The 14,524-nt window shown below is 40.8% G+C and carries 16 protein-coding genes; 15 read left to right on the top strand and 1 reads right to left on the bottom strand.

Going from position 1 to position 14,524, the window contains the following annotated elements; all coding sequences use genetic code 11:
- Nucleotides 1-3 precede the first annotated feature (3 nt).
- From EDC32_RS08160 to EDC32_RS08150, 3 genes are read left to right on the top strand one after another with little or no spacing between them, the layout of a single operon-like run.
- Entirely contained in the window at nt 4-468 is a 465-nt protein-coding gene (locus EDC32_RS08160) for an SRPBCC family protein (RefSeq protein WP_158283287.1), read from the top strand.
- 2 nt (nt 469-470) lie between these two features.
- Complete coding sequence (locus tag EDC32_RS08155) at nt 471-1,784, top strand: salicylate synthase (protein ID WP_211341910.1); 1,314 nt, start codon at nt 471-473, stop codon at nt 1,782-1,784.
- Between the two features lie 17 nt (nt 1,785-1,801).
- Nucleotides 1,802-2,581: an alpha/beta fold hydrolase gene (locus EDC32_RS08150; RefSeq protein ID WP_132221319.1), complete on the top strand. Its 780-nt coding sequence runs from the start codon at nt 1,802-1,804 to the stop codon at nt 2,579-2,581.
- Nucleotides 2,582-2,836: 255 nt separating this feature from the next.
- On the opposite strand, the gene EDC32_RS08145 is transcribed toward EDC32_RS08150, so the two are convergent.
- Nucleotides 2,837-3,316: an HIT family protein gene (locus EDC32_RS08145; protein WP_132221317.1), complete on the bottom strand. Its 480-nt coding sequence runs from the start codon at nt 3,314-3,316 to the stop codon at nt 2,837-2,839.
- A 605-nt stretch (nt 3,317-3,921) separates the two neighbouring features.
- On the opposite strand from EDC32_RS08145, the gene EDC32_RS08140 reads away from it, so the two are divergent.
- From EDC32_RS08140 to EDC32_RS08085, 12 genes are all read left to right on the top strand, one after another.
- On the top strand, nt 3,922-4,620 hold the full coding sequence (locus tag EDC32_RS08140) for an ABC transporter permease (protein ID WP_132221315.1): 699 nt from the start codon (nt 3,922-3,924) through the stop codon (nt 4,618-4,620).
- 4 nt (nt 4,621-4,624) lie between these two features.
- Nucleotides 4,625-5,539 (top strand): ABC transporter ATP-binding protein, encoded by a 915-nt coding sequence (locus EDC32_RS08135; protein ID WP_246026897.1) that lies wholly within the window; start codon nt 4,625-4,627, stop codon nt 5,537-5,539.
- 256 nt (nt 5,540-5,795) lie between these two features.
- A complete protein-coding gene (locus tag EDC32_RS08130) occupies nt 5,796-6,050 on the top strand; it encodes a hypothetical protein (RefSeq protein WP_132221313.1) in 255 nt (84 codons plus the stop codon).
- A 192-nt stretch (nt 6,051-6,242) separates the two neighbouring features.
- Nucleotides 6,243-7,352 (top strand): AHH domain-containing protein, encoded by a 1,110-nt coding sequence (locus EDC32_RS08125; RefSeq protein ID WP_246026896.1) that lies wholly within the window; start codon nt 6,243-6,245, stop codon nt 7,350-7,352.
- A 52-nt stretch (nt 7,353-7,404) separates the two neighbouring features.
- Nucleotides 7,405-7,965, top strand: a complete 561-nt coding sequence (locus tag EDC32_RS08120) for an imm11 family protein (protein WP_132221311.1) — start codon at nt 7,405-7,407, stop codon at nt 7,963-7,965.
- A 760-nt stretch (nt 7,966-8,725) separates the two neighbouring features.
- A complete protein-coding gene (locus EDC32_RS08115) occupies nt 8,726-9,874 on the top strand; it encodes an EndoU domain-containing protein (protein ID WP_132221309.1) in 1,149 nt (382 codons plus the stop codon).
- A gap of 10 nt (nt 9,875-9,884) precedes the next feature.
- Nucleotides 9,885-10,445, top strand: coding sequence for a hypothetical protein (locus tag EDC32_RS08110; protein ID WP_022737166.1), 561 nt, complete (start codon nt 9,885-9,887; stop codon nt 10,443-10,445).
- Between the two features lie 73 nt (nt 10,446-10,518).
- Nucleotides 10,519-10,851 carry a hypothetical protein gene (locus EDC32_RS08105; RefSeq protein WP_132221307.1) on the top strand — a complete coding sequence of 111 codons (333 nt, stop codon included), beginning with the start codon at nt 10,519-10,521 and terminating at the stop codon, nt 10,849-10,851.
- A 67-nt stretch (nt 10,852-10,918) separates the two neighbouring features.
- Nucleotides 10,919-11,353 carry a hypothetical protein gene (locus tag EDC32_RS08100; protein WP_132221305.1) on the top strand — a complete coding sequence of 145 codons (435 nt, stop codon included), beginning with the start codon at nt 10,919-10,921 and terminating at the stop codon, nt 11,351-11,353.
- An 81-nt stretch (nt 11,354-11,434) separates the two neighbouring features.
- Entirely contained in the window at nt 11,435-11,827 is a 393-nt protein-coding gene (locus EDC32_RS08095; protein ID WP_132221303.1) for a hypothetical protein, read from the top strand.
- Between the two features lie 391 nt (nt 11,828-12,218).
- Complete coding sequence (locus tag EDC32_RS08090) at nt 12,219-13,706, top strand: hypothetical protein (RefSeq protein WP_132221301.1); 1,488 nt, start codon at nt 12,219-12,221, stop codon at nt 13,704-13,706.
- Nucleotides 13,694-14,386, top strand: coding sequence for a hypothetical protein (locus EDC32_RS08085; RefSeq protein WP_132221299.1), 693 nt, complete (start codon nt 13,694-13,696; stop codon nt 14,384-14,386). The genes EDC32_RS08090 and EDC32_RS08085 overlap by 13 nt, the downstream gene beginning before the upstream one ends.
- The last annotated feature ends 138 nt before the right edge of the window (nt 14,387-14,524 follow it).

Below are 14,524 nucleotides of genomic sequence, written 5' to 3'. Positions count from 1 at the left end.
AAAATGCCACGCATTGAAAACTCGATTATCGTAGAACGCGATTTTGATACTACGTTTGACTTGACCAACGATATTGAACTTTGGACGAAATTATTTACGGAATACAAGGAAGCAAAGGTGTTGGAGAAAAACGGAAACGAAGTGCTTTTTCAACTGACAACATATCCGGAAGGGGAGCGGCCTTCCCGCACATGGGTGTCCCGGCGCATCATCGACAAGGAGAATAAACAAGCGATCGCGGAAAGATTGGACCCTAAGTTTCCGTTTAAATATATGAATATTCGGTGGTCTTATGAGGTCTTAAGCCCCAATCAAGTGAAAATGACATGGATGCAAGAATTTGAAGTGGATCCAGGATGTCCAATCAGTGAAGAGAAAATGACCCATTTCCTCAATCAAAATACCAAGATCCAAATGAGCGCCGTGAAAGAAAAAGTAGAATCATGGCCGGGAAATGTGGAGGGATAAGGTTGAAGAAAACCCCAATGTATGAAGAGACATTTGTGGCAGGAGCGAAAGAACCATTAAAAGTCCTGCACCAACTGGCAACAAGTGATTTTGTGACTGATTATCTATTATATGAAGGAAATGGTGAGGTTCGGCTTGTCGGCAATGTGGTGGCCAAAGTCGAAGTGCAACAAGACATGGTTCGCTTTCAATATGCTGGTGACACTACAGAAGAACCGGCGAAGGATCCGCTCAAACAAGCAGAGAGGTTTTTGCACACGCTTCCTTTGGAGCAGTGGACGGCATATGGTTATGTGGGGTTTGATGTTTGCAAATATTACTATAACTATTCCAAATCCAGTGCGGAGCCAATCTTGTGCATGATCGTGCCGGAGTTCGAGCTTCGTTTCACCCAAAGCGGGGTTTATGTAAAGTCGGTCACCCAGCAGGATGAATTGATCAAAATATTGGAGTCGGAGGTTGACTTGCCGACCTATGAGCGGTATCCGCTGAAACTGGACTATGCTGACCGCGAAAACTATCAACAAAAAGTCCAATGTCTCATTGACAAGATCCAGCAACGAAAGCTTCATAAGGCGATCCTATCCCGTTCAGTCAAGGTACATGATCAACTTGATCCCGTTCTCACTTATGCAGAGGGGTCAAACGTCAACAACAGCGTGCGTTCGTATTGTCTTAAACTGGGAGGTACAAAAGTGGTGGGTTTTAGCCCTGAGATCCTCATGGCCGTCGATCATGAGAGATTTGTGCTGACCAATCCACTTGCTGGGACACGTCCGCGCGGGGACTCACCTGAACGGGATCGACAATTGCACGATGAGTTATTCACCGATGCAAAAGAGGTGAAAGAACACGCATTGTCTATCTGGTTGGCGCAGGATGAGATTCGGAGTGTGTGCGAGCCAGATACGGTTCGGGTGCTGGATTTCATGCAAGTGAAACGATACCGTTGTGTTCAGCATCTTTCGTCACGGGTTGGAGGGACGCTCAAAGCGGATCGGACATCCTGGGATGCGTTAAAAGCCTTGTTGCCCGGCATCACCGTGTCGGGAATCGACAAAGCTTCCGCGCTGGAATGGATTTCGCAGTTGGAAGAGGAGCCGAGAGGCATCTATGCCGGAGCGGTAGGGTGGATTGATTCAAGCGATAGAGCGGATTTGGCGATTGCGATACGTTCTGTTTTCCAATACGGCGATGTCATTTCGTTTCAAGCGGGTGCCGGTATCATGGGAGAATCGAATCCTGAGAATGAATACATGGAGACGGTTAACAAAATGAACACCATGCTGTCCACTTTGGTGCTGAAACATGAGTGAAGGAGTGGCGTGTGAGAATGGCATGGATTGATGTTGGCGGCATTCGCACGTACTATGAAGTAAGAAACATCGAGGAAATCGATCATTCAGAGGATGTGTGCCTTTTCATTCATGGTGGCGGAGGCAGTGTCCGCCACTGGCATCCTCTTTTTTTGGAGCCGGAGATGGACATGCCGATCATTGCCTTGGATTTGCCCGGACATGGATTGACGGGTGGGACAATATGCAAAACCATTCCAGACGTGGCAGCATTTATTGATCGGTTCTTAGATGCCTTGTCGGTGAAACGACCTGTCACGTATGTGGGGCACTCCATTGGCGGTCTGATCGGTTTACAGTTTGCTTTGCAATTTCCCGCGAACGTAAACCGATTAATCCTGTTATGCACCTCAGCCAAAATCAGATTACATCCTGACTTCGTAAAGCAAGCATTGTCAGGAGAGTGGGATTTGGAATCATTGAAAGGGAGTTTTTTTCCGGGGGTACCGGAAGAAAAGCAATCGCTTGTACTGAATGAATATTTGCGCTTACGAACGGATGCGGCGAGCCAGGATTTTTCCGGCGTGAGTCAAATTGACCTACAAGGAGAGTTGTCAAGGATTCCCTGTCCGGCTTTGGTTATTTCAGCGAATGAAGATGTGATTATTTCACCTCGCCATTCACGCAACTTGGCTAAAGGCTTAAACTGTGCCAAGCACGTGGGAATACCCAACGCGGGGCATTATGTGCAAGTGGAACAGCCACAGTCAGTCGCACACGAGATCCATCGGTTTTATCATGCTGTTCCTGAGTGTTGATTTTCAAACCAGTTACAATCAGCAAAGCCGAGGAAAAGGAATTTACGGTTGGCATATGCCCCTGCCGTGTGTGTGGAAGCGGTGGGGGTATTTGATTTGTTGATGATTTGGCAATTTGATAAGCCCAACTGGAATGGAAATGAATCGATCATGCTTGTGCAATGCATAGCAGCCGAATAGAAGAGATTGTTAAATCGATGAGAGGAGACGACTGAAAAGAGGTAAGGAAAGGGTGATAGAATAACCACTTCATTTCTAATTTGAAGTAGATAAATAGTTTTTTAGCGCATGGATGGCTTCTATTATTTTTTTGATTTCATCTTGATCATTTCTTTTTTGTCTTGCATGCAGAAGTACAGGCCGAACTGATTCGATTGATCTCCCAAACTGATCCATCCAATCATATCGGGGAACCATCCATGTATGGAAATGGTGTGTAGTATCTTCATTATAGAAATAGAAATAGTAGACTTGTTCAATCCCTAAAACTTTGCGTTGTGCTTTACGTATCAGATGAAGCGTATGAATATAATCATTTAGTTCCTCTTCGGTAAGTTCATCTAGACACTTCACATGCCTTTTTGAAGCTAAAATTACAAGACCTCGAGCAGGGTATGCAACATCTTGATGAGCATGAAAAAACTTTGTTTCATAGATTGTGCCACCATTTGGCTGTACGGTTCCTTCTACAATGGCACAGCTTAAACAATGAACAGTAATCTTACGGTCGTTCAAATATTACTCACCCCTGTTTTAAAGATCAGTTAGCACGGTGACCTGGAGCAAGATCTTTATGAGATTTTAGATTTATATGAAATCCAGATTATTTACCAAAGAGTAAGAGTCATATTAAATAAATTTATATTTTAGAAAAGTTTTTGTAACGATTCGTATGTATTATAAAAGAGATGAAACTAATGTATTAGTAATGTTTAGTTCGTTAAGAAGTTTAGTTCTTTCATTAATGATTGGTAGGAGGCTTTTTGTGTGTACAGGATTTTAACCGGAGCCATCTTTTGTTTGATCTCTTCAATCTTATTTGCCACTCGTTACATTGCTGCTGCAATTTTTAAACACAAGAGTAGAAGTAGGTTCGAATTTCCCTTATTTTCTTGAATTATTAGGGAGTGAGTTGCAAATCTCAAGCGTTATTACACTACTTATAGGGATTGGGTATATCGTTCTAGGGGAAATCGAGGTGAAAAAAGGAATTTAAGGTCAGAGATATTATGATAACAAGTCCTAGAAGGGTTTTAAATCATTTATGTGCTTTGAGATAATTTTACGGAATAGTTGGGTATAACAAAAAAAAGAAAAATTGAATGGAGATGTCGTTTTATATGTTAGCGATATGTAAAAAGGAATTTTTCGCTTTGTTTCGTGGTCTTAAATCCGTTTTTATATTAGTTGTGTTTATTGGGTTTTCTTACTTTATTGCTGATGTTGTTGGTGAAAACCTTAACCATCTGTCTTCGGATGGATTGTCTCAAATTGAAATGGGATCGCCTTATGCAGCAGGATTAAGATTTTTGGTAATCGGGCTGGGGTTCTTATTTGTATGTCTCCTTTCTCATGACATCGTGAATAAAGAGATCGAAACCCAGACAATTCGTTTTTTGGTGACCAAGTCTAGTCGTTCCTCCATTATCTTAGGGAAATACTTGGGTATCGTTCTCTTTTGGAGCACGATTTTATGTCTGTCGTATATCCCAATTGCTTTTGTTTCTAAAACCATCGACATTCATCTATTAGGGAGTTTAGTTTGCTTTGTGTCTTTTGTGATCAGTTGGACGATATTGTTGTCTACAATTATTTACCGACCTTCATATACATTATTAGTAGGGATTATTACAAGTATTCTCTATCCCGTTGTTGGTGTGTTATCCCTTGCTAAAAACGGGGTGATTTGGGGGATTTTGCGGTATCTTACTCCATATTACTATCTTCTTTTAAAAGGTTATTGGATACTTCTACCGCTGTTGATCAGCTTGTTACTGGTTTTCGTTGCAACAATAATTTTTGCGAGAAAGGATTTATAACACGGTGATTAAAGTAGAAAATTTGACTAAGATGTACGGAAAAAGGGCAGTTGTGAACAATGTTACTTTCCAAGTAGGAAAAGGCGAAATATTTGGTTATCTGGGGAAAAACGGTGCTGGAAAAAGTACGACAATAAATATGATTACAGGGATTGTTCGCCCAACATCGGGAAAGGTTTTTTTATTTGGACAGGATGTGTTGGAGAACCCCTCTGTTATTTATCAAAAGGTCGGTGTACTACCAGATAGCTCCAATTTTTATCCGGCTTACTCTTCCTTGGATCATTTAACACTTTTTGGAGAGTTAAAGAGAGTAAAATTAAAGAAACAAGACTTGTATCAACTATTAGAACGAGTTGGGCTACAAGGCCATGAGAAAAAAAAGGTGCATTCTTACTCGCTAGGAATGAAGAAAAAATTAGGAATCGCTCAAGCGCTAATTGGTAATCCAGAAATCATTTTTCTTGATGAACCGACTTCAACACTTGATCCAGAGTCAGCGATCGAAATTAGAGAACTCATATTTTCTTTGTCACAACAAGGTAAAACCATATTTATGACATCACATAACCTAGAAGAAGTTGAGAAGATATGCCATCGCGTGGCAATCATGCAAAATGGAACGATTACTCAAATGGGGACTTTAAGGGAATTGAGAGAAAAGAATCAAGCTTCTATTCATGTATATTTGGTTACTAAACAAGAAGCGAACGCTAAAGATTCGTTTATTCAAAGTCTTAAACAACGAGGAATCTTTGCAAAATCAACTGAGTCTGGTTTTCATTTAAAGATTGATTCAGATCAGGTTTTTCCTGAAATCATTTCCATCGCTGTAAGGGAAGGAATTTCTATTTACCGTGTCCAATTTGAAGAAGTTTCATTAGAAAAAATATTTTTGGAATCTAAAGCAACACAATAAATCGATGATCATTCATTTAGAAGTCTACTATACTCTGCCAAAGTCTAGCCGCGACATCTCGCGGTTTTTGTTGTTTTAAGAAAATATATTCAGGGAAAGCTACCAGCATATATGAAGCGTTTTGTTTAAAATATTTCCTCTCATTTCCTATTGACGTAAAATAGGATTGTATCAAATCATTTGGAAAGTGAACGCTTATTGAAAAAATTCTTAAGTAGAATGGCCAGGGGACTAAAGTCGCAAAGGGTCGCCAACAATGGAATATGTGGTGGTCATCGCCTGTGGAGTTGCGTTGGCTTTATTGTTAAACCAAGTGATGGCCTTTGCAGAGGTGCAAGGAGCACTGAAAGATAAGATCATGCAAGTGATCACAGGACAAAGCATGGTTGTCTCAGTGGATGAAGATTCTAAAGAACAATCACTTGACGAAAGAAAAAACGATTTTTTTAGAAGGCCAGAATGGATAAACGATCTTGCATCTGGTTATCATGTTCAAAAAATGATTGTCTGAAAACTGGGAAAATATAAAAAACATCGAGTTGGGGGAAGGCGCCCAGTCTTTATGGAATAACACTGCCAATGCTCTAGATAGCGTATGGCAATGGGTGAAGGAAAATAAAGAGTAGTTGCTTCAGCTGGGGTGATCATTGCTGGAGTCGGGCTCTTACTCATTCCAGGATTGGAGCCGTTGGGGCTCATGCTGTTGGCGAACTGGGGTCTTTCACTTGGCTTTGGGGCGTTACTTAATGATGGCAAAGTAGACAAAACGGTGCTGTTGGGAGCGGCTATTGGTGGAGCGGCTGGAGCCATTGGTGGTGGAGCAGCGAGTGCGCTCTTTTCCGGTTTGGCGAAGTTTGCGCCAGGGCTTGGAGCCGCTATAACAGGATCGCGTTTTCTTGGTCCTATTATCAGTGGTGGGAAGCAGATTCTTGGTAAAGCTCCCGCTTTTGTCCAACGCATGGCCAGCGGACTCTTTAGCAAAATGGGTGCCATGGCGGCAACAGAAGGGGCTATCACCAGTGGCGTAGATGATTGGTTAAGAGGTAAAGAGCTGAATTGGAAACGAGCTATTCTCTCAGGTTTGGCCGGAGCTACATTGGTCGGTTTTGCTTCGGGTGCTTATCCACTTGTGCAACCACTCATTAATAAAGCTACGGCTACGATTGAAAAACAGGCAGGCCCGGTTGTGGCTAAGATCAAGCCGACTATGCAAAATGTAGACAAATGCTTTGGTTATCAGCAGACTCCACGATTTTTTGCGCTGATTAAATTCGGTAACGGGAATTTTATTGAGTGTTTGTATGCCCAAGTGGATCGAGGCGGCGGAAGCAGTAAAACAAATAATAGCATTGGAGCAAAAGTAAATTCGGCTCAGGGATATTCTACCCTAGTTAGTAACCGTACTCAGTTAGCAGGGGATTATAAGGAAGGAACACAAGCTTCCGTTATATTACGAGAAGAGCTCAAGAAGGCAGGTGTCGAAACTCCTCCATATCCTAATGCCGCGCATCATATTATCCCTTGGAATGATCCGAGAGCGCGAGAAGCTCAACAGCTGATGAGGGAATTTGGCATAAACGAAAACTCTGCAGCGAATGGAGTGTTTTTGCCTTACGTTGACAGTAAGCATCCACAAGGAAAGTATGTTGGGAGCGAGTCATTGCATAGAGGAAATCACTCTCGCGCATATATTGAATATGTCACTAATCGTTTGAGAGAAGTAAGAGATGCTGGTGGGACAACTGCTGATGCTGTAGATGAGTTGAATGACATACGGGCTAAGCTTTTAAATGGATCGTTGTCATTGAATTGATGCTCAAAAAAAGTGTTATACTGTTTTTAACATTAGTAATGGAGGAACGAACGTGAAAATATGGGAGTTAAAGGCGTCTTTGGATGAACGTTTTGAAACAATACAGCTAGTGAATTTCGATCAAGATTATGAAAAATATTTTAAGGAAAGGTTTAATTCCATTACTCCTTTAGAAGATGTCTGGGAAGAAGTTAAAATTTATACATTGGAAGAAGGGGAGTCTAGCGATTGTCCACAGTTTTGGGGTCATTCAGCTACACCTGTTTTCAGTGAGAGAGCCCTTGATGTAACCCAAGATTTTTTGAAGGATAAAGTAGAGGTATTGCCACTTGCCCATCCAGAAAAAAATTATTTTGCTATTCATGTTATGAATGCAATTGATGCAATTGATTACAATCGTGCAGTTATCAGACAATTGAGTTCTGGGCTTAGAGTAGGATTTGAAAAGTATGCGTTTATTAAGGAAAAGGTTAAAGGTGAACACATTTTTCGTATTTTCTTAGATGGCCGGATTCGCTCGATGGTGTTTGTTTCTAATGAGTTTAAAGAAGCTGTTGAGTCTAATGGGTTGGTTGGATTTCAGTTTAATGAAGTTTGGGATTCAGAAAATTAATCCCTAATCTTTGTTCGAACTATGTTCAATAAAAATTGGCGAGATAAAGCTTATATGCGCCCTTTTTCCAGTAATCGGGAGATATCTCCAGCTTGACCACATTTTGACCACACACTAATGGTAACTAGAGTGAATTAGAGTAGATACGGAACTGCGAAGAATCCCGAGTTTCTGCGGACGTTTCAACTCAAGTACATTAGAATTTAATAGGATTCTGGGGCGAAGACACACTGGCAGTGTAGAGGTCAGCGGTTCGAGCTCGCTATGCTCCACCAAAGACAAACCGCGAGATTTCGCGGTTTTTTCTGTTCCTGGAAAATGGAAATGAGCTGAAAAAGGCCGTTTGACCACATTTTGATCACACACTTAAGGGAAGTATAATGCACTAGAAAGCACTAGAGCGCCAAGGGGAAACGCGCTTTAGGACGGTGTGGTTGGCCCCGTTGATTTATGTGGTCAAAATGTGGTCAAGGTTATTACTTACCATCGATGACCGGATCAAGTGAAGGATTTTCCATTTCTCCACTCAAATCGGAGGAATAAGCGGAATGAGTGAAGGTGCTTCAGATTCGCAAAGGATCGCCAACGATGGAATACGTTGTTGTTATCGCATGTGGAGTTGCTTTAGCACTGTTACTAAATCAAGAAGTAACGGAAAGACGATCTTTTTGGACGACCACAGTGGGTAAATGATCCAACATCAGGCTATCAATCATTAAAAAGCAAGTTGAAGAAAAGTGTTTCTGATGCATGGGAAAGCGTGAAAAACAAAGATCTGGGGGAAGTCACTCAGTCACTGTGGAATAACTCAACCAACGCTTTTGACAGTGCATGGCAATGGGTGAAGGAAAATAAAGAAGTGGTTGCTTCAGCTGGGGTGATTATTGCTGGAGTGGGCCTTCTACTTATTCCTGGGATGGAACTTTTGGGGCTCATGCTGTTGGCGAACTGGGGTCTTTCACTTGGCTTCGGGGCGTTACTAAATGGCGGTAAAGTGGATAAGACGGTGCTGTTGGGAGCGGCTATTGGTGGAGCGGCTGGAGCCATTGGTGGTGGAGCAGCGAGTGCGCTCTTTTCCGGTTTGGCGAAGTTTGCGCCAGGGCTTGGAGCCGCTATAACAGGATCGCGTTTTCTAGGTCCTATTATCAGTGGTGGGAGGCAGATTCTTGGTAAAGCTCCTGCTTTAGTCCAACGCATGGCCAGCGGACTCTTTAGCAAAATGGGTGCCATGGCGGCAACAGAAGGGGCTATCACCAGTGGCGTAGATGACTGGTTAAGAGGGAAAGAGCTGAATTGGAAACGAGCTATTCTCTCAGGGCTGGCCGGAGCTACATTGGTCGGTTTTGCTTCGGGTGCTTATCCACTTGTGCAGCCACTCATTAATAAAGCCACGGCTACGATAGAAAAACATGCAGGCCCGATTGTGGCTAAGATTAATAAACTTCCCATTCCCACTTTGGAAGTTCTTGAAGCACCCGGAGTAGGAAAAGTTCCTAATTCGAAAACTGTTGGAGATACACCGTTTGGTGCTTGGTTGCAGAAGTTTGCTTCGAATGGTGGGAGTAAGGGGACGCCTAAGAAAACTAGTTATGTTTCTTTAAGCAAAAGCGATATCAAACATTTTAGTAAGCATATTGTATTCAATTTTAGTAAACAAGTTCCATACTTATCAGATGATGTATTAAAGGCTAAATTGGAAAAAAACTCATTTTTTAATCCGAAGTGGAGCACAGAAAAAATTATTTCAGAGGTAGAGAAAGGGTATAATGAAGCTATTCAGAAGGGGATTACAGGTGAATATATATTTAATTCAGATGGTGAACAAATTACTATCTTCATTCATTCTGATGGACAATTTGCAACAGCGTATGGGTCGCATAAACTAAACCTTAGTTATTTTGGACGTTAGGAGATGTATCATGGTAGAGGTAAAGTATAGAATTATAGAAGATATAGATGAACTAAAAACACTTGATAGAGATAGTTTTGATCGTTGGGGAGAAATTGAGGGCTTTTTTATGATCCGCTTCAATGACAAATTTTATTGTAATACAACATACCATGAAAATGAATTACGCCCAGGTGAAGAAGGTTTCGATTTAATTACGATCTGGTTTGACCATTTTCTTCAAGCAGTAAAATTACTTGAAAAGCATGATTATGTCGCAGTAAGAGATATAGAGACCCCCGATGTTTTTATTGAGTTTAAAAAGTTGGATAAAAGTGATTATATCTATGCTGGAGCAATCTTTGTTCATTCAAAAAACACCTTAGATATTCGTGATGCTGTGGTTACGACTTCATTACCATACCAGGGATATGAATTTATAAATGAAAAAATAGCATATAAGGATTTAAAAGAAGAGATACTAAAAAAAAGTTTTCAATATATTAAGGAGTTAGAGCAAATTAATCAAGAGCTGATCTTTTCTAGGCGAATTCAAAGATTAACAGCAAAGATAAATCAGATAAGAGATTAGTAGTTATAAGGACAAACGGAAAAATAGGCACTATTATTCCTGATGTAGGACAGCGGCTGTAGGAGTCATAAGTATGCTTGAAAAGCAAGTTAGACAGATTATAAAAATAAGATCAACGTTGCATCCAAATGATCTGAGTGCCTATATGTATTGGGATAAATTAACGGAATTATTAAGTATGAATGAACTTCAAACAATTAAATTATTGGAAACTTGCTCTGAAGAAGAAATAGAATGGATAAGTGAAGTATTTGAAGATGTCGCTTACAAATTGCAAAGTGTAGCGTATATCAAATGCTTGGAAAGATTGGATAAGAAGTATCCTAATTTGAATTTAACTAAGTTGATTATGGATGCGAAAGAAATGATGGATACGGAAGATCGAATTTTAAAAGAGGATACTTAAGAAACCGCACCAAAAGAAGGGATACTGGGTTAGTAATTCAAAGTTATTCGTGAAAGTAGTGAAATAAGTGGGTAGCAATGACCATGTTCAATTTCAATTTTCTATGCCATCACTTGACTTAAATCCGGATTTTTTAAGAGAGCTGGCCAACATATTGGGTTTACCCTATGACGAAGAAGATTTTAAGGAGAAATGGTTTAACAGAGATAAGACTGATGTGTATGTTATTCAAGATATAAACAAAGACACCAATACGTTTATTTTGGTGCAATTACTAGCTGAAGGTGAGTTTGATGGTATTGTTCTTCGTTTTGGAAGTGAGCATGTAGAAAAGGTTAAAGAAGTTTTTTTAGAGGCGTGGAACTCCGGCTTCATATCTGATTATGTTACTGGGCAGCAACCACCTGTTTTTAGGAATGTACTCCATCATCCAGAGTGCGATTGGGTTCCCAAATTTATTGAACGTTATAATTTGCTACTAGTGATGGGGGATAAGGAATAGCTCATGTAGTTGAGTAAAATGGTTATGCTTACGGATATCAAAAGCTATCCAATTGGTTGGGATTGAAATGAGGTAATTAATTTGGGTGAACTAACGGGCTACTGCCAATTTGAACAAAATTGGCCTATCTATGAAATTACGGCGCTCGATAATCAATTGGATCGTATTTTGTCTGTCCTAGAGATCCCATATGATCGAAATCAGGTTGAAAAAAAGTTTGAGGAAGCTTGGGAATCCGAAGATCGATTTACGAATTTGGTCATTTCTCATCCTGAGGATAAAAACATTTTCTTGTTGTACCATATAGATTTTCATACTCCTGATTATGATTATGTCATTATTCGTGGGAAGAAAGAAAACAAAAAACAGATTCAAAAAGTGTTTGTAGAAGAATGGATGCGTACATTGGGACCGAAATATCCACCCGATTTTGATATTGATGAGTATTTTAGTGATATGATTGAAAAAAAGTAAGCTTAATTGGTGCAACGATTAAAGAGAACAACTTGGATCTTCAGTGGATGAATTAAGTTGATCGGGGCTTCTTACATTTGAAGCCCTTATTATTTTTATATAAGGGAGTTTCATAAACGGATGGTTAGTAACCATTAAGATGCACCAACTTTAGGACAGTTAATCTGGTTGCGAACGGACCCCTTTTTGATTAAATATGTGTTTTCTTACCTATTTCTTTGAAATAAATTGCAGCTAAGTTTTGAGGTAAGGTACGAATCAGTAAGTTGTAAAGAGTCACCAATGTGGGAATATATCATTGTAATCGCCTGTGGAGGTGCTCTTGCCATGTTGTTGAACCAAATCATCGCTTTCAGAAATGAAGGTAGTTTAGGGCGAAGGAGGAATATTGTTGTTTAAGGACAAGTGGAAGATAGCTACTATTCTATTTCTACTATTTGTCATAAATTTATATATACCCCATTTAACATTTGCGCAGACCCATCCATGGATGGCCTCAAAATCAGAGCAGATATTACTTGCAGATGGCATTGAATTACCAACGATTCCGAGCAATGACCCCATTGAGATACCAAAAGTAGAGATACCGAGTGATCCAATTGAGATACCTAAAGTGAAGATACCGGAAAATAAGGTTGAAGTGCCGAAGGCGGAAATTCCTAAAGCCCCGGTGCAAGAATCGACCGGTTTTATTGATCAACTATTGAAATGGCTGCAAAAGCAGTTGTCATTGATTTTAGCGCTGCTGTGTCTGGGGCTGGGACTGTTTTTACTAAGTACCAACCCCCTTGTAGGCACTTCGATCGTGATGGGAATGGCGGTTAGCGGATTTGGTGCTTGGATGGCTGATAAGGATGTTTCTATCATAGCCCAAGAGGCGTTAATTGGGGGAATCGCCGGTTTGATTGGATTAGGGGCCGGTGCGCTTGCCTTTCGGTTGATTGGGGGGAGAATCGCAACAATGGCTCCTCCGTGGCTAGGCAAATGGCTTCCGTTCGTCGGATCAGGTGGTGTGGCCGGAGTGGCGGACAGTGCATCCTTCGATTATATGCGTGATGGGAAGGTGGACTGGAAGAAAGCAGGACTTGCCGGATTATTAAGTGTTGCGATTGGGTTTGCTGGTTTGGGGGTTGCTCAATACGGAGGAAAACTCATTGGTCCTGCTGTTGTATCCAAAATCAATGATATTCCGTTAACGGCCGTTTCTGTTTTTAAGGATGGGACGACTTCTACTCCGAAAACGGTTGGAGATACACCGTTTGGTGCTTGGTTGCAGAAGTTTGCTTCGAATGGTGGAAGTAAGGTTGAGGACCAGCTTTCTAAACTGAAAATAAACTCCCAAGATGCTAGCTTAATTAAAAGTCGGCTAAGTAAGTCCAACGTGGGTAAAGAAATTGAGGAATATATAAAAAGGGGTGATTTTACGGAGGTAGAAGGATATGGGGATCTATTGTTGCAGTTGAAAAGACCTGACATGCATGATTCTGTTCTTCAAGCGTTTCAGGTGGGTGAAAGATTGCAAAAAAATAGTAAAGGCAAGCTCTTTTTTGAGAAAAAATCCCGAGACGGTGAACCACATTATGATATTGATGTTGGAGAAGAGCTCCCCGACGGGTCGTTAAATAATGTTTATCAGTTAAAAACAGTACAATCAAATAAGAAAGTTAATTCTAACATTACTAGTGCAGCTAAGCAGCTAGTAAATGCACCAGCTAATAACAAAATTATTGAGATTCGCGTCAAAGATGGAACGTGGGATGAATTTCAAGCGCAGAATAGACTTCAAGGTTTGGAAAAAATAGCCAAGGAACATCGAGGTTTGGGTATGAAACTAAATATCACTTTCTCGGATGGGGTGACTAAGTCATGGTTATTTTAGATAGACCCATTGCTCATTGGTGGTTTGAGGATAGGACGAAGATAGAAACTTTTGTTGAACCTGGACGGATGAGATCACTTATAGACATGTGTGAGAAATGTATTTCAATATTGAAACGGTATGAATTATTATCTCCTTCAAAGATCCTTTTGTCGAATCGTTGGTTGTTTAATGAGAAAGTAGGAGAACAAGTAAAGTGGCAACTGATTCAAAAGGGAGACATTTTAATAGACTATCCTAGTTACAATGAGAATGAGTTAGCAACGTATTTTTTGGATTGGTTGAAGAAGGAACAAGGAGCCACCGGTTACGTATATCCTTGTTTTATTCAGATTATTGGTGAAGGAAAGCTTATAAATCAGGACGGTGTGAAGCAGGGATTCAAGAATGTGGTAAGTATAGAAGCGAGGTTTACTGAAGCATTAGTAGTTGATGTAATAACGTATAGCACGGCTTGGTTACCAAATACGTTGGCAGGGGAGCCTCAACAAGAAATCTATAAATGGAATGCACCGAGGCTGGAAAAAGCGCTTTATGAAATAGAAGCTGCTCTTGGAGTTGAACCGATTATAGATGATGCAAATGAATTTTGCCTCATTAACGGCTATCGATTGGATAATGCTAGAGATATTGACGGAGAGGTAATTCCAATTGATGAGAAGGGTCGTATCATAGGCTGAAATCTGGGGCGTGTCTGGCGAATAAAACTGGCGGATTTTCTTCAATGAGGGCCCGCTGGTCAGTGGGACCGTATTTTGCGGTCGCTGGTTTATTCATCAGGCACGCTCTATTAAATGGAAGGCAATAAGTGGTGGGGG

The organism is Laceyella sacchari, from assembly GCF_004343255.1.
Taxonomy (GTDB): Bacteria; Bacillota; Bacilli; order Thermoactinomycetales; family Thermoactinomycetaceae; genus Laceyella; species Laceyella sacchari.
The sequence above is the reverse complement of the archived record's forward strand: the minus strand, read 5'-3'. Positions and strand labels throughout refer to the sequence as shown.

Bases quoted from the DNA above. Each gene is read 5' to 3' on its own strand.
- EDC32_RS08085 (WP_132221299.1), top strand. From the start codon at position 13,694: ATGGTTATTTTAGATAGACCCATTGCTCATTGGTGGTTTGAGGATAGG.
- EDC32_RS08130 (WP_132221313.1), top strand. From the start codon at position 5,796: ATGGAATATGTGGTGGTCATCGCCTGTGGAGTTGCGTTGGCTTTATTG.
- EDC32_RS08105 (WP_132221307.1), top strand. From the start codon at position 10,519: ATGCTTGAAAAGCAAGTTAGACAGATTATAAAAATAAGATCAACGTTG.
- EDC32_RS08150 (WP_132221319.1), top strand. From the start codon at position 1,802: ATGGCATGGATTGATGTTGGCGGCATTCGCACGTACTATGAAGTAAGA.
- EDC32_RS08140 (WP_132221315.1), top strand. From the start codon at position 3,922: ATGTTAGCGATATGTAAAAAGGAATTTTTCGCTTTGTTTCGTGGTCTT.
- EDC32_RS08160 (WP_158283287.1), top strand. From the start codon at position 4: ATGCCACGCATTGAAAACTCGATTATCGTAGAACGCGATTTTGATACT.
- EDC32_RS08110 (WP_022737166.1), top strand. From the start codon at position 9,885: ATGGTAGAGGTAAAGTATAGAATTATAGAAGATATAGATGAACTAAAA.